General features: G+C 41.9%; 18 protein-coding genes, 1 tRNA gene and 1 pseudogene. 9 read left to right on the plus strand and 11 right to left on the minus strand.

Annotated features, from left to right (window positions below):
* Positions 1-32: 32 nt before the first annotated feature.
* Positions 33-224, minus strand: a pseudogene (locus CDC33_RS40580) (4-Cys prefix domain-containing protein); the annotation flags it as partial.
* 194 nt (positions 225-418) lie between these two features.
* On the opposite strand from CDC33_RS40580, the gene CDC33_RS20555 reads away from it, so the two are divergent.
* From CDC33_RS20555 to dhaL, 3 genes are all read left to right on the plus strand, one after another.
* Positions 419-1,297, plus strand: coding sequence for an MBL fold metallo-hydrolase (locus tag CDC33_RS20555; RefSeq protein ID WP_109010128.1), 879 nt, complete (start codon positions 419-421; stop codon positions 1,295-1,297).
* Positions 1,298-1,788: 491 nt separating this feature from the next.
* The gene (gene dhaK / locus CDC33_RS20565; protein WP_109010131.1) at positions 1,789-2,862 is read left to right on the plus strand and encodes a dihydroxyacetone kinase subunit DhaK; all 1,074 of its coding nucleotides are present in this window, start codon (positions 1,789-1,791) and stop codon (positions 2,860-2,862) included.
* Between the two features lie 16 nt (positions 2,863-2,878).
* On the plus strand, positions 2,879-3,511 hold the full coding sequence (gene dhaL / locus CDC33_RS20570) for a dihydroxyacetone kinase subunit DhaL (protein WP_109010133.1): 633 nt from the start codon (positions 2,879-2,881) through the stop codon (positions 3,509-3,511).
* Here dhaL and CDC33_RS20575 read toward each other — a convergent pair.
* The gene (locus CDC33_RS20575) at positions 3,504-4,190 is read right to left on the minus strand and encodes a hypothetical protein (protein WP_244919299.1); all 687 of its coding nucleotides are present in this window, start codon (positions 4,188-4,190) and stop codon (positions 3,504-3,506) included. The two genes, dhaL and CDC33_RS20575, sit on opposite strands and share 8 nt — an antisense overlap.
* Before the next feature lie 148 nt (positions 4,191-4,338).
* Positions 4,339-6,642 (minus strand): IMS domain-containing protein, encoded by a 2,304-nt coding sequence (locus CDC33_RS20580; protein ID WP_109010136.1) that lies wholly within the window; start codon positions 6,640-6,642, stop codon positions 4,339-4,341.
* A 789-nt stretch (positions 6,643-7,431) separates the two neighbouring features.
* Between CDC33_RS20580 and pdhA the strand changes: the two genes are divergently transcribed.
* The 5 genes from pdhA (at position 7,432) to fba (ending at position 11,748) form a co-directional block, all read left to right on the plus strand.
* A complete protein-coding gene (gene pdhA / locus CDC33_RS20585; protein WP_109010137.1) occupies positions 7,432-8,466 on the plus strand; it encodes a pyruvate dehydrogenase (acetyl-transferring) E1 component subunit alpha in 1,035 nt (344 codons plus the stop codon).
* Positions 8,467-8,561: 95 nt separating this feature from the next.
* The gene (locus tag CDC33_RS20590; RefSeq protein WP_109010139.1) at positions 8,562-9,431 is read left to right on the plus strand and encodes an aldose epimerase family protein; all 870 of its coding nucleotides are present in this window, start codon (positions 8,562-8,564) and stop codon (positions 9,429-9,431) included.
* A gap of 61 nt (positions 9,432-9,492) precedes the next feature.
* Positions 9,493-9,564: transfer RNA gene (locus tag CDC33_RS20595), tRNA-Lys, on the plus strand.
* A gap of 106 nt (positions 9,565-9,670) precedes the next feature.
* Entirely contained in the window at positions 9,671-10,363 is a 693-nt protein-coding gene (locus CDC33_RS20600; protein ID WP_109010140.1) for a Uma2 family endonuclease, read from the plus strand.
* 305 nt (positions 10,364-10,668) lie between these two features.
* Positions 10,669-11,748: a class II fructose-bisphosphate aldolase gene (gene fba / locus CDC33_RS20605; RefSeq protein WP_012411833.1), complete on the plus strand. Its 1,080-nt coding sequence runs from the start codon at positions 10,669-10,671 to the stop codon at positions 11,746-11,748.
* 103 nt (positions 11,749-11,851) lie between these two features.
* On the opposite strand, the gene CDC33_RS41345 is transcribed toward fba, so the two are convergent.
* The gene (locus CDC33_RS41345; protein WP_280524426.1) at positions 11,852-11,980 is read right to left on the minus strand and encodes a hypothetical protein; all 129 of its coding nucleotides are present in this window, start codon (positions 11,978-11,980) and stop codon (positions 11,852-11,854) included.
* A gap of 66 nt (positions 11,981-12,046) precedes the next feature.
* Positions 12,047-12,859 (minus strand): carbon-nitrogen hydrolase family protein, encoded by an 813-nt coding sequence (locus CDC33_RS20610; RefSeq protein ID WP_109010142.1) that lies wholly within the window; start codon positions 12,857-12,859, stop codon positions 12,047-12,049.
* Between the two features lie 209 nt (positions 12,860-13,068).
* Here CDC33_RS20610 and CDC33_RS20615 point away from each other — a divergent pair, with 209 nt between their 5' ends.
* Positions 13,069-13,662 carry a MarC family protein gene (locus tag CDC33_RS20615; RefSeq protein ID WP_109010144.1) on the plus strand — a complete coding sequence of 198 codons (594 nt, stop codon included), beginning with the start codon at positions 13,069-13,071 and terminating at the stop codon, positions 13,660-13,662.
* Between the two features lie 148 nt (positions 13,663-13,810).
* On the opposite strand, the gene trxA is transcribed toward CDC33_RS20615, so the two are convergent.
* The 6 genes from trxA to cysH all read right to left on the minus strand — a co-directional run bounded on the left by trxA (position 13,811) and on the right by cysH (position 20,240).
* Complete coding sequence (trxA, locus tag CDC33_RS20620; protein WP_109010145.1) at positions 13,811-14,137, minus strand: thioredoxin; 327 nt, start codon at positions 14,135-14,137, stop codon at positions 13,811-13,813.
* Between the two features lie 368 nt (positions 14,138-14,505).
* Entirely contained in the window at positions 14,506-15,669 is a 1,164-nt protein-coding gene (locus CDC33_RS20625; protein WP_109010147.1) for a GuaB3 family IMP dehydrogenase-related protein, read from the minus strand.
* A 556-nt stretch (positions 15,670-16,225) separates the two neighbouring features.
* On the minus strand, positions 16,226-16,756 hold the full coding sequence (locus tag CDC33_RS20630; RefSeq protein WP_109010148.1) for a YdcF family protein: 531 nt from the start codon (positions 16,754-16,756) through the stop codon (positions 16,226-16,228).
* 671 nt (positions 16,757-17,427) lie between these two features.
* Positions 17,428-18,057, minus strand: coding sequence for a restriction endonuclease subunit R (locus CDC33_RS20635; RefSeq protein WP_109010150.1), 630 nt, complete (start codon positions 18,055-18,057; stop codon positions 17,428-17,430).
* Between the two features lie 106 nt (positions 18,058-18,163).
* Entirely contained in the window at positions 18,164-19,417 is a 1,254-nt protein-coding gene (gene sbcD, locus CDC33_RS20640; RefSeq protein ID WP_109010152.1) for an exonuclease subunit SbcD, read from the minus strand.
* A 97-nt stretch (positions 19,418-19,514) separates the two neighbouring features.
* On the minus strand, positions 19,515-20,240 hold the full coding sequence (cysH, locus tag CDC33_RS20645) for a phosphoadenosine phosphosulfate reductase (protein WP_109010154.1): 726 nt from the start codon (positions 20,238-20,240) through the stop codon (positions 19,515-19,517).
* Positions 20,241-20,603 lie beyond the last annotated feature (363 nt).

A 20,603-nucleotide genomic window follows, 5' to 3' on the forward strand; every position in this document is an offset into this window, starting at 1 on the left:
CCGATGCCATTGTTGCCAGCATTCAGCTACTTAACGCAAGGTTCGTCTATCTTATCTACATCCCTAGCTTCGTAAGTTCTGCTAAATCCACCCTCACCCAAAAGTCGTATTACTCGGAAACGGTTTCTAAATAATGGTGTGAGTATTTGTCCACACTTAATGCAAAACTTATTGTCATCAGGGTTAAAGGGATTTGCACAACTAGAATTAGAACAGTAAAGCATATTTGAGAATATATCAGCAGAGAGTGTCTATGTTCAGTTTTCCCAATTTATGCTTACTGGGTTTCACGAGTCTTTATATTTTTGAGCAGATTTACTTCTAGTGGCGGCTACAGTCTCAAGTTACTTTTGCTAGCGTAGCGATATAAGGTTTATCGCTCCCCAGTAAGTTACTGGAAGCAAAAGGATTAATTAATATGGCTCATTTAAATCAGCGTCGTCCCCAAAATGTCAACGGCGATTTTTATGTAGATAATACCTGTATTGATTGTGATACCTGTCGCTGGATGGCTCCTGAAGTATTTTATGATGTTGATGATCAATCGGCTGTTTATCATCAACCAACCGATGAGGCGGAAAGATTAGCCGCACTGCAAGCACTTTTAGCTTGTCCTACCAGTTCCATTGGCACAGTTGAAAAGCCAAAAGATATCAAAGCTGTTCAAGAAACTTTTCCAATATTAGTAGCAGAAAATGTTTACCACTGTGGCTATCATTCGGAAAAATCTTATGGTGCTGCTAGCTATTTAATTCAACTTCCAGAAGGTAACATTCTAGTGGATTCTCCCCGGTTTACGCCGCCTTTAGTCAAGCGTTTAGAAGAAATGGGGCCAATTCGTTATATGTACTTAACTCATAAAGATGATGTGGCAGATCATCAAAAGTTTGCCGAGCATTTTCAGTGCGATCGCATCCTTCATGTTGATGATATTACTGCGAATACTCGTAATGTGGAAATACAGCTAACTGGTTCTGAACCATTTACCTTGACACCAGATTTATTAATTATTCCAGTTCCCGGTCACACTAAAGGACACACAGTTTTACTTTATAAAAATCAGTTTCTCTTCACTGGCGATCATTTTGCTTGGTCAGAAAGCTACCACCAACTAGCTGCATTCCACAATGCCTGCTGGTATTCTTGGTCAGAACAGACTAAATCAATGCGTAACTTGGCTAATTACTCTTTTGAGTGGGTGCTACCAGGTCATGGGCGAAGATTTCATGCTGATAGGGAAACTATGCGCCAGCAGATGCACAAGTGTATTGAGTTAATGGAATCTTTGGATTTCTAGTAGTTTCATAGGTAGGACTTACGCACACTCTACGAATTCTCGGCGCTCTTGGCGTCTTGGCGGTTCGAGAAATTAAGCTTTTTAGCAATTTTTGCGTAAGTCCTAATAGGGTGCGCTATGGACACCCCGAAACAACAAATGAGTACCCCGAAACAACAAATGAGTACCCCGAAACAACAAATGAGTACCCCGAAATAACAAATGAGTACCCCGAAATAACAAATGAGTACCCCGAAATAACAAATGAGTACTCCGAAATAACAAATGGGTACTCCGAAATAACAAATGAGTACTCCGAAATAACAAATGGGTACTCCGAAATGACAAATGGGTACTCCGAAATAACAAATGGGTACTCCGAAATAACAAATGGGTACGCGTTGGGGGTTAAATCTGTACTGCACTCAACTGAGAACCGCTATATATTGATTGCATACAAACCAGAACCGCTATAACCTGGGTTTTAGCACCCTTTTACACAGACACGGATTATGAAAAAGCTGATCAACAAGCCAGAAGACTTTGTGCGGGAAAGTCTAGAAGGTATGGCGGCGGCTCATTCCGATTTAATTAAAGTAAATTATGATCCCGCTTTTGTCTATCGAGCCAATGCACCTATTCCGGGTAAAGTAGCAATTATTTCTGGTGGTGGCAGTGGACATGAACCCATGCACGCTGGCTTCGTGGGCAAAGGAATGCTTGATGCAGCTTGCCCTGGTGAGGTTTTCACTTCACCGACTCCTGACCAAATGCTAGAAGCAGCAAAGCTTGTAGATGGTGGCTCTGGTATCCTTTATATCGTCAAAAATTACAGTGGCGATGTGATGAACTTTGAAATGGCAACGGAGTTAGCCCGCAGTGAAGGCATTCGATCGCTAAATATTTTGATTGATGACGATGTAGCAGTGAAAGATAGTCTTTATACCCAAGGACGGCGGGGTGTAGGAACAACAATACTAGCGGAAAAAATTTGTGGTGCGGCGGCTGAGGCTGGGTACGATTTGCCACAAATAGCAAATTTATGTCGCCGAGTAAATCTGAATGGGCGGAGTATGGGAATTGCTCTAACATCTTGTACAGTCCCGGCTAATGGAACACCAACATTTGAATTGAGCGATCGCCAAATCGAATTAGGTATCGGTATCCACGGTGAACCAGGAATAGAACGCACAGATATCAAATCAGTAGACGAGATCACTGAAATTTTAACGCGATCGCTCCTTGAAGACGCACCATACAGCCGCACACTGCGCGAGTGGGATGAAGACAAAGGAGAATGGGTAGATGTAGAACTAACAAATCTACCATTTGCTAAAGGCGATCGCTTATTAGCTTTTGTCAATAGTATGGGTGGAACCCCGATTTCTGAACTATATATTGTTTACCGCAAACTCGCCCAAATCTGCGAACAGCAAGGATTGCAAATTGTGCGAAACTTAATCGGCCCTTACATTACATCTCTAGAAATGCAAGGTTGCTCCATTACCCTGCTTAAATTAGATGATGAGATGATCCACCTATGGGATGCACCAGTAAAAACAGCAAGTTGGCGCTGGGGAATTTAACTAATTACGAATTATTATGGTAACTCAAGCGCAGATATTACAATGGTTGCAGGCTTATGCAACCGAGATAGAGCAGAATAAAGCATATTTGACAGAATTAGATGCTGCGATCGGAGATGCGGATCATGGGATCAATATGGATCGCGGCTTCAAAAAGGTAAGTACTCAATTACCAACTCTTACAGACAAGGACATCAGCAGTATTCTTAAAGCTGTGAGTATGACCTTAATTTCTTCTATTGGTGGTGCGAGTGGCCCTCTTTATGGCACTTGGTTTTTACGAGCCAGTACAGCAGTAGTTGGTAAGCAAGAATTAACAGATCAAGATGTTTTAAGATTACTCCAAGCAGGCTTAGACGGCGTACTGCAACGTGGCAAAGCGCAATTAGGAGACAAAACAATGGTGGATGTGTTATCTCCGGCTGTAGAAGCTTTTGGGCAAGCTGTAGGAGAAAGTAAGGTAACGCTAGAAGCTATGCAACAGGCTGTAGCAGCAGCCCAAAGGGGGTTGCAGGAAACTATACCAATGCAAGCGAAAAAGGGACGGGCTAGCTACCTGGGGGAACGGAGTATCGGACATCCAGATCCGGGAGGGACTTCTGCTTATTTGATGTTGAAGAGTTTGTTATCTGTATTGGAAACTATTTGAGATTCAGAAGTTGAAGCAGATTTTGAAGCTTGAAATTATTCCAACTCAAAGCTACTGAAGTTTCAATAGTTAAATCTCCTTCTTTAAGGTTAGTCATCAAAGCAGAACCATTTTCAAGACTATGGAAAAGGTCATCTAAAAGCTGCAATTGATTTCGAGGAAGAGTATAGTAAACTTTATTATTTTCAATTCTAACCTCTTTTGGTAAAGCTCCATTGGGAAGTTTACCTCCCAAAAATGTTGTCCAACCTGCAATCAGGTAACGGTAAACTATCGATTCTGCCTCAAACTGAGGGGGTTTCAATAAGCGAAGTTCCCCTTCAAGGCAATCTTCATGAAGAGTTATTTTCTCAGGAGTAAAATGTAATTGCACTTGAATTTTCTTGTACTCTATTGTTGCAACAAGTCCTTCCTCAGAGTGTGGTTCTAAGCTTTTTAATTGCTCAACTCTAGATTCAGCTTGTTGACAAAGAAGAACCACCATTCTTTTTGTCAAAGTCAACTGTTTAGTACCTGAGCTAAAGATAATGTATTTTTCTAGGCTTCTTTTGATAAGTTGTCTAGACTCCTGAAAGGCTGCTGTAATCTTTCCAAACATAATGCTCTTTGATAAATATTTAGGTTTCCATTTATAAGTATTCCCATATAATTTAGTTAAATCATCATAATTGGACGACAATTTATAGAAATTGGCTTTCCAAACCTATAGAAATTTGTCTTGTTATATTGTTTAATTGTCAAATTACTGAATTAATTGTTAAAGCCTTACAATAGAACCGTTTAGCGCTGGGGTAAGTCGTAGAGATTAGCTAAAAATTCAAACTTATCTAAATTATCTGATTGACAGCAGATATACTCTCAATACGCCATTTACCTCGTTCTCGAATCAAATCATACCGAACTCGCAAATTATCGTTAGAAGACTTTTGGTACTGGCCATTTTCATATAACTGTTTCGCTTCCTTAACCGTAGCTTTCACTACGGCACGATTTGCAAATAAATCACTTTTCTCTACAGATTCTATCTTCAGACTATGGTCATACTTGTAGTATTGGTTTTCTAACCTATACTGTTCACCAGTCTGCCGCGATTGAGACAAAGCTGAACCAGTTAAAATCTGCTCTAAACTATTAATCTCATGATTCGGCCCGAAAGCTTCAGCTTTGGTTAATAACCAAGCCCGAATGACTTCCTCTGCCGTTGCATTTGTTAGAGGCCCTTCTAGTGATTCTATTTTATTATTTGGATCAGGAATAGATATTGGTGGTTTATTTATTTCCACAAATAATTCTGAACCACGTATAGGTGGTGTAGGGAAAAACAGATTTTTTAACCATCCAAAAGTTGTTGTAGCTACCACCCAGAGAACTAATAGACTCACCAAAGAAATAAACACTCTCCATACCAGCCGTGTTTTCCCTTCGATGGTATTAGCAAAAGCTCGCCGCCGCCGAGGACGACGAGAATAAGGACGATTATCTGGTATACGCTCTCGGATAGTAGATTGATTAGGTTTTCTTCGCCTACGCTTTTGGTTATGACCGGGTGCAGCACTTTTAACTGAACCGTTCAAATGTTGATTAGTGCCTCTGCTCATCCGTTCCGCAGTAGGAATCTCTGATTTCACACTTCCAGATGAATTCCACATCTGTGGTGAGAAGTTTGCATATTCGGACGTTTCTTTTATTGGTGTTTTTGGCAAATCTGGGTCAGGTATTCTGCTGTGATTAAATTGCTCTGAAGTCCTAGTTGAATTGTTGTGGAAAGAAGGATTATTTGTCTTGCGCTGAGGAAAATATTGAGGATTAATTACAGCCCATTCATTAGTTGTTTCTGCATCAGTTGGCAGTGCTTCTAAATAAGCTTGCACCTGTTGGTTTGCAAAGTAATCTTTTAGGAAAGCTTGCTGGTTTGCTAAATCTCTAAAATGGGGAAAAACTTCGTATTGCAACCACTGTTCTGCATATAGACACAGCCCCGGTAATAAATCTGGAGAGTCTTGAGATTTTTCCCGAATAAAAGCTAGAGCTTCGTACTCCTGACTAAGTTCTAAAACACGAGTTGCTTCTTCAGTTTGTCCTAAGAGTAATGCACACAGCGACTGTTCTAAATGTACATCTTGGCGCTTGCCCAAACGGATCAGCATTTGCCTTGCTTGACGAATTAAAGCCGGTTGCCGTTGAGCAAATCCCCGTGCTATCAAGGCATAAACAGCTAAGTAAGTGGCAACAGCAGAAGGACGTTTGCTTTGGGCTTCAAATAACTTGTGCTGTTCTGCAACTGTTAAGTGGTTGCGTAACTGCTGGATAAATCGCAGAAAGTCATCTATATTTAAACCAGATTCATCATTATTCGTGCCATCAATGCCACCACGATCTTCTAAAAGGTTTTGCAATAATTCCAAGCCTTGGCGTCGTTCGGCAGTTTTTTCTTGAGGTAGTGCCAACAACTCCAAAATTCGATATGGTCGCAATTTGTAAAGATCCGCCTGAATTTCTGCCTGTACACTGGAGAACAATCCTTCACGTACTAGGAGTTCTTGACCAGTTTCTAAGGATATGGCGGCATTTTCATAGTGACCTTGCTGCCACTGTTCACGACCTAATTCGAGACAAGCAAGGGCAACAGTAAGAACAACATCTGGATGTTCAGCGCTTTGGTATATTTCTTCGTCTACTAAATTATTACTTTTTATTACACTTTTAGCACCATTTTTATTTACCAGGTAGGGACGACCCAGTTTCAATACAAGCTCGTATTCGCCCAACTCTTGCAAAATTAACAAAGCGCCAACTAATTCGTCTTGGCTAATTTCAATACCTAGACTCTGAGTGTCGCTACCCCTTTTGGTGCTTTCTGGACGATTTTCCTTTGCTACTGCGGCAGCAGCTAGGTTATCAGGGTCATAGGCGTGGGCAAGATAGAGATGATCGTAGGTACTGCGTTGTTTTGGATCTGATAAAACCACGTAAGCTTCTTCTATGAGTTGTTTACGAGAAGAAATTGCTGCCTGAGAATACTCACGTCGAGGCAATTGTACAATGCGATCGCTGTATGCCTGCCGCAATTGTTCATCACTTGCCGCCAACGGTAGTCCTAAAATTCGGTAGTAATCTAGCGGAATTCGCACAGCCTACTTCCCCTGCACCGTGATCAACATAATTCACCTAGAGCGTTCCAGGCCTGTAAAACCGTGCCATAACAATGCCGTATAGAATTTACTCTACAAGTGTATATTGCAACAACTTGTTTTGTACCTCCCCAAAATTTTGAGTCACATTCTAGTACTAATTTTTTGCTTTCGCCTAGAAAGCCTCAATTGTTTGTCTTAATTCTTAGTATTTTTGTTTAACACGACTATTATCAGCCTTCGATAGCACAAACCACAACTACCGCTTTTAATCACGGCATAATTGTTGTGGTTGCAAGAATCTATTGATGATTGATTTTTTCGGGACTTTCCCACTAGGAGGTCAATAAAATACCACTATTGTGAAGTTTGACCCTGATAACTAGAGAAAAAAATCATATCATAATTTACCTTTAATTACAATTACCTATTTGGGTATATAGATTTTTGCCACCCTAGTTTTTTTTAAATTGTTAATGGATATGCAGAAAGCAGTCTATCTTGATTGCTAGTCTATGAAGGGGAATATTTAGGAGTGCTGTTTCGGTGAGAGAAAAATCCAAAGCAGCAGATGTTGCCCTTAGAGTCGAATCCTTACGGGACATGGGCTGAAAACTTAAAAATCAAAAAATTAAAAATTCAGCTATTCCCTAAGACCCTTTTTTGGTGCATAAATAAAGTTTGATTGTTGAGTCTTGCAAACGCTAGCCTGTTAAAAGCTGAGGTGTTATCAGACCAACTTATTTAAGACCGTAAGTTTAAGTTGTACAACAGGGATACTCAAAAATAATGATTCAAGAGCGTACTTTACCCACTTTTAATCCTGCTACTACGCACATTACTAAAGAAGAAGGGTTACGGTTGTATGAGGATATGGTATTAGGGCGCTTGTTTGAAGACAAGTGCGCTGAAATGTACTACAGGGGCAAGATGTTTGGTTTTGTCCATTTATACAATGGTCAAGAAGCTGTTTGCAGTGGTGTTGTGCAGTCAATGCGACCGGGTGAAGATTATGTTTGTAGTACTTACCGCGACCACGTTCATGCTCTGAGTGCCGGAGTACCAGCAAGAGAGGTAATGGCAGAATTATTTGGCAAAGCCACAGGTTGCAGCAAAGGGCGCGGTGGTTCCATGCACATGTTTTCTGCTGAACATCGCTTGCTAGGTGGCTACGCTTTTGTGGCTGAGGGAATTCCTGTAGCAGCTGGAGCGGCTTTTCAAACCAAATACCGCCGCGAAGTGCTGGGAGATAAAAATGCTGACCAAGTGACAGCTTGCTTTTTTGGCGACGGTGCAGCTAACAACGGTCAATTTTTCGAGACGCTAAATATGGCAGCTTTATGGAAACTGCCAATTATTTTCGTAGTCGAAAATAATAAGTGGGCTATTGGGATGTCTCACGAACGAGCTACTTCCCAGCCAGAGATTTATAAAAAAGCCAGTGTATTTAACATGGTGGGTGTGGAAGTGGATGGCATGGATGTACTAGCAGTCAGAGCCGTGGCTCAAGAAGCTGTAGCCCGTGCCCGTGCAGGTGAAGGCCCAACATTAATTGAGGCGCTTACCTACCGCTTCCGGGGTCATTCCTTGGCAGACCCTGATGAAATGCGAAGCAAAGCAGAGAAAGAATTTTGGTTCGCCCGTGACCCAATTAAGAAGTTAGCAGCTTATTTGCTGGAGCAAAACCTGGCGGATGAGGGAGAAATCAAAGCAATTGATCGTAAAATTCAGGATGTAATCGACGAAGCTGTTAAATTCGCCGAAAGCAGCCCCGAACCAGACCCCAGCGAGTTATATCGTTTCGTGTTTGCAGAAGACGAGTAACAAAGTTAGGAGTTAAGAGTTAGGAGTTAGGAATTGTTAACTCATAATTCACAACTCCTAACTCCTAACTATCCTTATACCCAGGACTAAAATTTGTGTTTAGCATTGCAGTTCAACAGCAACAGTACAAGACCTACATTCTTTCTGATGAAGGCGCAGGTTCTCAATTAGAAGTCGTACCAGAACGCGGTGGTATCATCACTCGTTGGCGCATTCAAGGGCAAGAAATTTTTTACCTGGACACTGAACGTTTTACTCATCCTGAGTTGAGTGTCAGAGGTGGGAATCCAATTTTGTTTCCTATTTGTGGCAATTTACCAGATAATACTTACACTCACAACGGGCAACAATATACTCTCAAACAACACGGTTTTGCCCGTGAATTGCCGTGGAAAGTAACAGAACAAGAAACTGGAGATAAAGCTAGTCTCACTGTCGTTCTTGATAGCAACGAACAAACCAAAGCAGTTTATCCTTTTGATTTTCAGCTGGCTTTCAGCTACGAACTTCAAGGTAATACCCTAGAAGTCCACCAGCAGTATAAAAACTTGTCATCTACACCAATGCCCTTTTCGGCTGGTTTCCATCCCTACTTTCTGTGTGGTGATAAAACTCAGTTAGAGCTGGAAATTCCCTCTAAGCAGTATCAAGACAATCAAACTAAGGAAATTCACTCTTTTGACGGTAATTTTGACTTTAGCCGTGATGAAATTGATTTTGCTTTTGGACAGTTAACGAGTCAATCGGCCACTGCGATAGATAATAGTCGTAAGTTAAAACTCACTTTGGATTACGATGATTTCTCTACCTACCTAGTATTTTGGACAGTCAAAGGCAAAGAATTCTACTGTCTAGAACCGTGGAGTGCCACCCGTAACTCTCTCAATACTGGTGATAACCTGACTGTGTTAGCACCAGGAGCTAGCCATACAGCATCTATAAGGTTAATGGCAAATTTTTTCTAAACCTCTTTACAAATCTACAGATGTCTGTGCTATGATGGCAAAGTTGCGAAATGCAGCGAAAGGGTCGCTAACTCAACGGTAGAGTACTCGGCTTTTAACCGATTAGTTCCGGGTTCGAATCCCGGGCGACCCATAAAATTAACGTAATATTATTTAGATTAAAACAAGGCGATCGCAGCATTCAATAAATTTCTGCAATTCGGTAGGATAGGCATAGACTAATCCCAAAGACCATTGTCATGGTAAAAACACTTCCACAGCATTGGACAATTCCCCTTTTGGAAAATGGCGACAAACTCAGCCTTTATGAATTTGAGCGTCGCTACAACGCCATGCCTAACTTGAAAAAAGCCGAATTGATTGAGGGAATTGTTTACATCATGCCTGCTGCTTTACGTTTTAGAAGTCACGGTCAACCGCATGGTTGGATTGTTGGTTGGTTATTTACTTACGAAGCGGCTACACCAGGTGTAGCGTCAGCAGTAGAACCCACTGTGCGCCTAGACTTAGATAACGAACCTCAACCAGATGCTGTACTTCTAATCAATCCCGAAGCGGGTGGTCAAGCAAGGCTGAGTGACGATGATTATATTGAAGGCGCACCAGAGTTAATTGTCGAAATTGCTGCTAGTAGTGTCGCCATCGACCTTCATGCTAAAAAACAAGCCTATCGTCGCAATGGAGTCAAAGAATATATCGTTTGGCAAGTACTCGATCAGAAATTGACCTGGTTCTATTTGGAACAGGGTGAGTATGTAGAGTTGGCTACTGATAGTAACGGAATTCTGCGAAGTCAAATTTTTCCAGGGTTGTGGTTAGGGGTTGCAGAGTTATTAGCGGGGAATATGCAGTCTGTGTTGACTGTTTTACAAACAGGCTTGCAATCTCCTGAACACGCAGGATTTGTCCAGAGACTAGAGCCTTTTGCCTGATGCGATCGCTTGTAGATTTGCCAAAATAGTTAGGAGTGCGATCGCTTTGAGATGACCATTTTGGATACTGGGCTACCAGAGCTACTAACTGTAGGGTAACTAAATCTACAGCAATACAGAGCAACTATGGTTCATAGTACAGGAGTATAGAACATAGTTATAGTAACGATGGCGTAAACTTTTTCAACATAGATACACGACACTAGTTATAATTTCCTATAAGTTGAAAAAACTCTTAAGATTTAGCGTAATAATTACGCTTCTCTCAGACCGACTAGCTGACAACCACATTAGGAGGACTATCTATGGCGCTTGTACCACTGCGGCTGCTGTTGGATCACGCAGCTGAAAACGGTTACGGCATCCCAGCTTTCAACGTTAACAATTTGGAGCAGATTCAGGCAATCCTGAAGGCTGCTGTCGAGACAGATAGCCCCGTAATTTTGCAAGCTTCACGCGGCGCTCGTAATTATGCAGGAGAAAACTTTCTACGCCACCTGATTTTGGCAGCCGTAGAAACCTATCCTCATATTCCCATTGTCATGCACCAAGATCATGGTAATGCGCCTGCTACCTGCTACTCAGCAATTAAGAACAACTTCACCAGTGTGATGATGGATGGTTCTTTAGAAGCTGATGCTAAGACCCCCGCTAGCTTCGAGTACAACGTTAATGTTACCCGCGAAGTTGTAAATGTAGCTCATGCTTTGGGTGTCAGCGTTGAAGGTGAACTCGGTTGTTTGGGTTCTCTAGAAACTGGTGCTGGTGAAGCTGAAGATGGTCACGGCTTTGAAGGTACACTCGACCACTCACAACTGCTCACCGACCCCGATGAAGCTGTTGACTTCGTAGAAGCAACTCAAGTAGATGCTTTGGCTGTTGCCATTGGCACCAGCCACGGTGCTTACAAGTTTACCCGCAAGCCGACTGGGGAAATTTTGGCAATCAGCCGCATTGAAGAAATTCACCGCCGTTTGCCTAACACCCACTTGGTAATGCACGGTTCTTCTTCTGTACCTGAAGATTTGCTTGCACTGATTAACCAATATGGTGGTGCAATTCCTGAAACCTACGGTGTACCTGTAGAAGAAATCCAAAAAGGTATTAAGAGCGGTGTACGTAAAGTAAACATTGACACCGACAACCGTTTGGCTATTACTGCTGCTGTCCGTGAAGCTTTAGCTAAAAAACCAGAGGAATTTGACCCCCGTCACTTCCTCAAGCCTTCTATTACATATATGCAGAAGGTTTGTGCTGAACGCTATCAGCAATTTGGTACTGCTGGCAACGCAAGCAAGATTAAACAAATTTCTTTGGAAGATTTTGCTGCTAAGTATGCTAAGGGTGAACTCAACGTTGTTACCAAGTCAGCTGCTAAAGTTTAATTTTGACAACAAATAAATAGGAGCATAGTCTTGCTATCCTCCTAAAAAACTGATGATTTTAATGTTGTCAGAAACCGGGTAAATACCCGGTTTTTTGTTTTATTCATAAGGCCGGGGAATGGGGAATGGGGCATTGGGCATTGGGCATTGGGCATTGGGCATTGGGCATGGGGCATTGGGCATTGGGCATGGGGCATGGGGCATTGGGCATTGGGCATTGGTCAATAATCAATCAATAGTTATTCTCCCCCTGCTCCCCCTGCTTCCCCTGCTCCCCCTGCTCTCTACTCCCCACTCCCTAGAACACCCGATGTTGTAAAGATGGCATTTGACGACGGACTTGTTCGAGCCTAGTGGGCTTGATTTCTGCGATCGCAATTCCCGGTTTTTCTCCGGCATCGGCTAAAATTACGCCCCAAGGGTCGATAATAACGGCGTGGCCGTGGGTTAGACGACGAGCGTAGTTATTGCCTGTTTGAGCAGGAGCAATGACGTAGGCGGTATTTTCGATGGCTCTGGCTTGTAGTAATACTTGCCAGTGGTCTTTGCCAGTAAAGGCGGTAAAGGCGGCGGGAATAAAGATAACATCAGCTCCCTTATCTGCCAGATGACGGTACAGTTCAGGGAAGCGGACATCATAACAAATGGAAAGCCCTAAATTACCAAGCTTTTCTGAAAAATGGACAGGTGGTAGTTGCGTACCAGCCACAACCGTGCTGGATTCCCGATAGGTGTTGCCGTCCGGGACGTTAACATCAAATAGGTGTACTTTGTAGTAGCGGGCAAGTTCTTGACCGTTTGGGTCGATAAGTAGAGTGGTGTTATAAACTTTGCCTGTATTGTCTACCGGAACTGGAAAGCTGCCGCCCAAGATCGTAATTTGAAAGCGTTGAGCCATTTTTTTGAGAAACTTTTCGCTTTCAAGAGCGATCGCATCACCTTGCGCGAGTTTGTCTTTTTCTTCTCCCATATAGGAAAAGTTTTCTGGCAAACCTACCAATTCAGCACCTTGACGCACGGCAAGCTCTATTAATTCTTCTGCCTGTGCCAAATTTTTTTGTAAATCGGGCACACTGGTCAATTGAATAGCGGCGGCTAAATAAGACTTCATAGATTCAACAACGAACAGTTGATTTATGGAAAAGTGATTATCAAAATATATCGTTACTTCAACATCTGTGGAACTTAATTAGAAATGCCTCAGCCAAGATTTTCTTTACCAGACTTGTTTTATGCTGATCTTAATCTTCCTCTGGGTTATAGCAAACTAAGCAAGATAAAGATTAGGTTGTGATCAAACCTTGATAAAAACTGTCTACTGTGGATATTCCTATTCTCATTCAAACATTTATCGCTGTGTTTGTCTTGGCGGATGCTGTGGGCAATATACCGATTGTTTTAGTTTTGACTAAAGGCATGATGCCAGACCAAAGAAACAAAGTTATAGACAAAGCAATTGTCATTGCGATCGTAGTTCTTTTGCTATTTGCCTTTGCAGGGCAAATAATTTTAAATTACTTGGAAATCAGTATCGGCTCTTTGCGAGTAGCAGGAGGACTATTGTTGCTGTTAATTGCTTTGCAAATGCTGCGAGGAGAATTAGATCAGCCGATTATTGAAGAAGGACGCGATGTCGCAATTACTCCACTAGCTTTACCACTGCTAGCGGGGCCAGGGACTTTGACAACGGTGATGTTGCTGATGTCGAAATCACAGAGTCCGCATATTGCTGTCGTGGTAGGTATCTTAGGAGCGATGTTTGTCACTTGGTTAATTTTGCGTTTAGCAAACGTGATTGACCAGTGGATTGGTGCAGAAGGTGGAGTGATTGTAACTCAACTTTTGGGTTTTTTGTTGGCGGCGCTAGCGGTGGAAATTGGTAGTACGGGAATTAAGGAGTTGTTTTTGAGCTAGAAAACTCCTAAAAATATTCTGAAACTGTATACAAATGTAAATAAGTTTGAGAGACGAGGAATTCGCGCCTCTCAAACTTATTTATAAAAATTAACCTAAACTGAGAACAAGATGGATAACTCAAGATGAGTTTATTGCCAATTGAGTTTCAAAGATACTTTTCGAGAGTGGAAGCTAATGTAGTTTTAGGCACAGCGCCGACTACCATATCCACTTTCTGTCCATCTTTAAAAATCATTAATGTGGGAATACTGCGGATGCCGTACTGACTAGCAACTTGAGGATTTTCATCCGTGTTGACTTTGACGACCTTAATTTGACCTTCGTACTGATCGGAGATTTCATCGACAACAGGAGCTACCATACGGCATGGTCCGCACCAGGGTGCCCAAAAGTCAACTAAAACGGGTACATCGCTGTCGAGTACTTCTTGCTTGAAACTAGAATCGGTAACTTGTTGTGCGGCTGTTGACATGCCTAAAACCTTCGTCAATAATATCTGAACTTGGTGAAAATTCTACCATAGCAAAAACCTCAGCTTGGAAGTGCGAGGATGTACATTTGCAAAGAAGCTCTCTTATTTTATTTATAAACATAAGGAACCGCCCGAACAGTAGTCCGGGCGGAGTGTGGTGTGAGGAGTGAACGGAAACATTCGTCTCCGCTATTTCTATTGTAGGCGACATATCGGATTTTTCCAGCAATTGTTTAGGGGGCTGGAAAAATTTATTGAAGAATTTGGGCATTGGGCATTGGGAATTGGGAATTGGGCATTGGGCATTGGGAATTCTCCCATAACTCCCTCATCTCCATTCCCGATGCTCCGTGCCCCATGCCCCAATTCTATTTCCCCATACCTAATTGTTGAGCTTTTTGGTAAACTTTACCCTCGGTTAACAAGGAAGGCGCAATCACAACTTCCACTTGCTGCATTTCTTTAATATTTTTAGCTCCTAATGTGCCCATACTTGTCTTTAAGGCTCCTAAAAGATTGTGAGTGCCATCATCTAGCCCTGCTGGGCCAACGAGTATTTGCTCTAGGCTACCGGTGGTAGCAACGCGAATCCGGGTGCCACGGGGCAACACTGGGCTGGGAGTTGCCATGCCCCAATGATAACCTCGTCCTGGAGCTTCTGCGGCTCTAGCAAAGGGAGAACCAATCATCACACCATCGGCACCACAGGCGATGCATTTACAAATATCGCCACCGGTGATTAAACCACCATCAGCGATGATGGGAATATAGTTACCAGTTTCCTTGTAGTAATCATCTCGTGCTGCGGCACAATCTGCGATCGCAGTCGCCTGTGGTACACCCACCCCCAACACCCCACGGGACGTACAAGCAGCACCAGGCCCAATTCCTACCAGTACCCCAGCCGCCCCAGCTTTCAACAAATTCAAAGTGACTTCGTAAGTTACACAATTCCCCAACACTACGGGGATGGGCATGGAACGACAAAATTCTGCTAAATCAAGTGGTACTAAAGACTCTGGTGACAGATGTGCAGTAGAAACTACCGTAGCCTGTACAAAAAATAAATCTGCCCCAGCCTTTGCTACCGCCTCACCGTATTTACTTGCACCGGCTGGAGTCGCACTTACGGCAGCAATGCCACCTTGTTGTTTAATTTCCTGAATCCGTTGTTCAATTAATTCTGGCTTTATTGGTTCGGCATAGAGTTCTTGCATCAGGGCAACAAATTCATCTTTCCCCACAGAGGCAATCCGATCTAATATTGGGTCTGGGTCAGCATAGCGAGTGTGAATACCCTCTAAATTCAGGACACCCAATGCTCCTAACTGTGACAAACGTACAGCCATGCGAACATCTACTACACCATCCATTGCACTAGCAATTATCGGGATTTCTCGCTCAATATTACCAATACGCCACTTAGTATCTGCCAAACTGGGGTCTAGTGTTCTGTTACCAGGGACTAGAGCAATTTCATCTATTCCGTAAGCTCTGCGAGCTGTTTTTCCCCGCCCAAGTTGAATTTCCACGCTTTAATTTTTCTCAAATCTGTTTAAGCTAGGGTATCAAATTGTGAGATAAGTTGGGGCGTTTTTTTCCCTGAATTACACAGATAAATTCGAGTTACTCAAGCCGCCGCTCAAAACTTTGATGGACGCAAAGTATTTACCAGGAAACCAAATGAGCAAAATTGTTAATTGGTTTTTATATTGTCTTCTTTGAGGGTTGGTGATGCGCTAGTTTTTGGCAATTGGACAATGATAAGCTGATGCGCGTCTAAACTATATATGATATACACTTTTGATGTCGTTAACTGTTGACTGTTGACTGTTGACTGTTAACGGGTTCTCAGTCATCAGCTAAATGTAAAAATTAAATGCGTAACAGCTTAGTGTCTATTATTACTGAGTTAATGTCAATATTATTGGCATTAGTTTTCTTATATTCGCTTAGGTCAAGATCAGGCAAATTCTCATATCTCATAAATGATACCAACTTGGAATAGTTTGTATCGTTTCAAATCAATAAACTTTCTGAATCTGAAGATTTTCAATTCCAAAATCCAAAATCCAAAATTGGTTTGATTTACCGTTTATTTTTAACTACATTCACACCAGTGTAACCAGTTGCTAACCAAAGTATGGCTCTAGCTCCATCACGAACAGATTTTTCGATAGATTCAGGGGGTTTTTCTGAAGGAACGGGCACTGGTTTTAAATAAATACCTCGACTTCCCAAAATAATTTCGCCGATAACACAAGCCCGGCGCATGTGGAAATCTGAAGTAATCAAATAAACGCTCTTGATGCCGCGAGATTGCAAATCATCTACCAACGTAGTAAAATTAGTAACAGTATCTACAGCTTCATAGTCCAAGTGTAAACGTTTGGGATCAACACCAGCTTTGGTAAACACTTGTTGGGTGAATCTAGCTGGACTGCCCCCAGTAATCCAAATTGGTATATTTGGATGCTGGCGAACAAATTCTGCCGTAAACTTCTCTCGCTCTAAACGTCTCGTTGAACCACCCAACACTACAACTGCTTGCGGTTGTACAATTTGGCTTTGTACTTCTTTGTATCCCAACCAGCTGATTAGCGGTAGGGCAAAAACCATAAAATGAAAAGATTTACGTGTAAAAAATAGCTTATTCAAGGCTCGATAACTTTATATACTGAGTCCAAAATTTCCTCTGGCTAGAAGAAAAACAACAATTGATAGTAGAGTAGCAAACTCCTAGAAAATATGTCCAGATTTATATTTGGGTGATTTTCTTGTTGCAGCGCGATTAAGCGTACTTGAAGTTTTTCCTCTAATTGATGGATTATCCTAACCGATATCGGACAATCCATCAAAGGGTTTTAGCATCTTGTTGGAGAACGCCATTTAGAAGATGAAAATTCAGGTCATCTGGAAAACCTCTCTAAATCTCTCTCCTAAAAGGATACTATTGGTCAATTTACTTTCGGGTTAAACCCCCCATTCCGAAAATCCTGGTTTTGCGTTGCTTTCCCGCCCTGCAATAAATTGCGGGCTAATAGCTAAACTGCGTTGAAACGCACTGAAATTAAACAGGACTTACGCATCAGGTACGAAATGTAGGGGCAATTCATGAATTGCCCCTACGGTAAATCAAGGCTTTCACTGCTTTTTTGCGTAAGTCCTGTTATGCTATTAAAATATTAGACATTTTCTCATTACTTAATGCTAACTGATGTAGCGTAGATGCCTATCGGCTGGTGTCAGATATCGCTCCTCTAGAAGAATATATAATCAAGCGATAAGCTTTAAACACTCACCAACTGAGCCAAGCGTTTCAGGATTCGTAGTACGTCATACAATTCATTTCCAGGGTTTCGGATTAAAAACCCCTTTGATAAAGCATAATAAGTTGGATTTCCTTTAACTAATTTGACAAAAATAAATTCTCCACCGCTGCTAATCATCCCAAAACTAGGCTGATTTGGATGAGGATTACCTAACATATAAGCTAAAATTTGTGCAAGTCCTCTTTCAATGGAATATTCTGCTTGTTTCGACTCAATAACCATTACCCAGAATTGGTCTTTTAGAACTAATGTATCTATTTTGCCTTTGATGATAATTTCTTCATCTTCATCAGTAATCTCTATTGGTTCCTCAGCTTTGATATATAAGGGTACTAAATAAAAATCCCCAATAAAAAGTATTGGGTCTATAATTGCCATTCTCACAACATCTTCTAGTAAAGGTGGGTAATTAAGAAGATTAAAATAACCTGTTTTTACTTTATCTAAAAGTTGTTTATCTAAATCACTAATTTCTAATAAATCTTCTTGCCATTCGCGGAAAAATTGGTCATCGAAAACTAACTGAATACCAAAATTATCGATTAAGTAACGTAAATTGATCTCTTTTGCTTGGAGTGTTTGCGTCATACTTTTCACAAAATGGAAAAAGTGAGATATGCTGTGGCACTTTAAATTTTTACTTTATTTTATCGGGATGACTCAGTTAAACATGAATATATAATTGGCATCTATCCTATTCATTAGTTGCTGCTTCTAGCCAAACTTCTACATCATCTGCTAGCAACTTATGTGCTGCATCCAGCATTGATGCTGCTATGTCTTTGAGGTCTTCGCGGTTGTTCAAGTAAGTTTTCAAGGCTTCCATTGGGTCGATGCTGCTACTTGCAGTCAATTCAGGAATGCGAGGACGAGCTAATTGACTCACTAATTCTGCTTGAATGGTGTAGGTGTGAGCGGGACTTAAAGCAGTATGTAGAGAAGAACTGTCAATTAAATCCATCTGCTCAGAGCGGAGTTTGTAAATTAGCCGCACTACAGCATCTTGAATATCATACTTAGCGATCGCTTTCATTAACACCGCTTGCGGATCATCTGCTTTTGAGACATCCACCTCAATGGTGCGAAAAGTCCGAACTGTTAACGGACAAAATTCCCATTCAGCCTTCCCCCGCTCCAGTTCTATCATCACATAGCCTTTGTCTTCTTTTTCTTCACTAAAATCTACCCGCTCAATGCTCCCTGGATAAATCACCGGTGGGTTGTTGGATTTATTCAGATTTTGGTGGCGGTGGACGTGTCCCAAGGCTACATAATCAAAACAAGGTCGCGTCAGCAAAGATAAGGGCAGAGTAAAGCCTTTACCTACTGCCAAAAAGCGTTCTGCGCCCAAGGTCGCATTGTCAGACATCAAGTGAGCCAAAAGGACAGTTGGCACATCGGGGTCAAGACGGCGAATTTCCCCTTCTAGAACAACTCGTAGACGTTCCGTTAACAGTTGGTTGACTTCTGCCAAAGACGAACCTTCAGTCTCTTGGCGAGTCATCAGAGTTGAACGGGTGAGCCAAGGAAGGGTGATTACTTGCACTTTGCCATTACGGGTTTCGATGCCGTGAGTAGTTACTGTGTCACCGACAACAAATCCTGGCACTCCCAAAGTGCGGTAAATATTTAAACTCGCCCCTCCCTGCCCTTGGGAGTGTTGGTCGTGGTTGCCTACCAACAGCACTGTTGGAATATTGGCATCCATGAGACGGCGAAATTGGCTGGCAAAAGCTTGTTGTACATAAGGCGGTGGTGTAGCATCCGGGAAAGCATCGCCACCAAATATCACCATATCAACAACATCTGTCAGCGCTCGGTCAATACATATAGATAAAGTATTGACAAAATCCTCCAATCGTGTATTTAATCCAGTCGTGGGATTAATTCTTCCATGAGAGAAGCCGCTTCCCATGTGGATGTCGGAGAGATGGAGGATTTTAATCATATTTTTCCTTAGTCCTTAGTCATTTGCCCTTTGTTTAATACTAATGACTAATCACCATTGTACAGACGCGATTAATCGCGTCTCTACTGACCAATGACTAAATATGAATTCCGCATTCTGTTTTATCACTTCCCCGCCAGCGTCCGGCGCGTTCGTCTTCGCCTTCGCCTACTTTGGTGGTAATTGGTTCGTCGCCGATGCTGGGATAACCTTTGTCGTGGAGGGGATTATAGATGACTCCGTGTTCAGCCACGTAAATCCAGCTGTCTTTGCGTGTCCAGGTAGCGATAGGATTTACTTTCAGCCGACCTTTACCGTCGAATTCAAATATAGGCATATTCGCACGGGTTACTGCTTGGTCACGGCGGCGGCCAGTAATCCAAGCGACGCTGTTAAGTTCGTCTAGACCCCGTAGCAGTGGTTCAATTTTTGTAATGTGGTGGAATTTGGCAATATCTTTGTCCCAGAGTTTGTCGCCATATTTGGCTTCAAAGGCTTCGCGGGTGTCTACGTCTGGAGTTTTGAAAGTTTGCAAATCTAGGTTGTAGATTTGTTTGGCTTTGGCTACTAATTCTAGGCTTTCAGGGAAGTGGTGCAAGGTATCGAGAAAGATCACAGGAACTGGATGCTTCAGTTCAGTGTAAAGAATATGGGTAATTATCATATCATCCACGTTAAAGGCGCTTGTTTGCACCAGTCCGGTTGGGATATTCTCTATAGACCATGCCAGTATTTCTTTGGGAGTGGCAGTTTCAAATTGCTGATTTAATTTTTCTAAGTCAAAAGCGATCGCTTGGTTTCTAGATGCCGTGGATACTGTCATGATAATCTTCTGTTCAAATATTTTTACCTTGACTAAAATTTATTTTACTCCACAAAGGGCCATATTCCGCTCGGAGATAAGGTAATTATTCTGTTCGGAAATTACTACATTATTGGCATGGGGAATGGGGCATTGTCTTATTTTTAGGATTCAGTCAAAACGAATACGTAAGTATAAATTAAGTATTTACTAAGAAACTTTGCGGTAATTTAAGTTTTACAATGCTTTTATAGATATTTATACTGATTCTGATATGGTTAAGGAACAATTAATAAAAAGGATTTTACTTAAATGAACACTTCAAAATCCCCCAATCGCTTAGGTGAATCTATAATCATGGGCGCTTTAATGATGTTGACCAGC

This window comes from Nostoc commune NIES-4072 (genome assembly GCF_003113895.1).
Classification (GTDB): domain Bacteria; phylum Cyanobacteriota; class Cyanobacteriia; order Cyanobacteriales; family Nostocaceae; genus Nostoc; species Nostoc commune.

Coding starts and splice junctions, on each gene's coding strand:
- CDC33_RS20555 (WP_109010128.1), top strand. CDS start 419: ATGGCTCATTTAAATCAGCGTCGTCCCCAAAATGTCAACGGCGATTTT.
- dhaK (WP_109010131.1), top strand. CDS start 1,789: ATGAAAAAGCTGATCAACAAGCCAGAAGACTTTGTGCGGGAAAGTCTA.
- dhaL (WP_109010133.1), top strand. CDS start 2,879: ATGGTAACTCAAGCGCAGATATTACAATGGTTGCAGGCTTATGCAACC.
- pdhA (WP_109010137.1), top strand. CDS start 7,432: ATGATTCAAGAGCGTACTTTACCCACTTTTAATCCTGCTACTACGCAC.
- CDC33_RS20600 (WP_109010140.1), top strand. CDS start 9,671: ATGGTAAAAACACTTCCACAGCATTGGACAATTCCCCTTTTGGAAAAT.
- fba (WP_012411833.1), top strand. CDS start 10,669: ATGGCGCTTGTACCACTGCGGCTGCTGTTGGATCACGCAGCTGAAAAC.
- CDC33_RS20610 (WP_109010142.1), bottom strand. CDS start 12,859: ATGAAGTCTTATTTAGCCGCCGCTATTCAATTGACCAGTGTGCCCGAT.
- trxA (WP_109010145.1), bottom strand. CDS start 14,137: ATGTCAACAGCCGCACAACAAGTTACCGATTCTAGTTTCAAGCAAGAA.
- CDC33_RS20630 (WP_109010148.1), bottom strand. CDS start 16,756: ATGGTTTTTGCCCTACCGCTAATCAGCTGGTTGGGATACAAAGAAGTA.
- CDC33_RS20635 (WP_109010150.1), bottom strand. CDS start 18,057: ATGACGCAAACACTCCAAGCAAAAGAGATCAATTTACGTTACTTAATC.
- sbcD (WP_109010152.1), bottom strand. CDS start 19,417: ATGATTAAAATCCTCCATCTCTCCGACATCCACATGGGAAGCGGCTTC.
- cysH (WP_109010154.1), bottom strand. CDS start 20,240: ATGACAGTATCCACGGCATCTAGAAACCAAGCGATCGCTTTTGACTTA.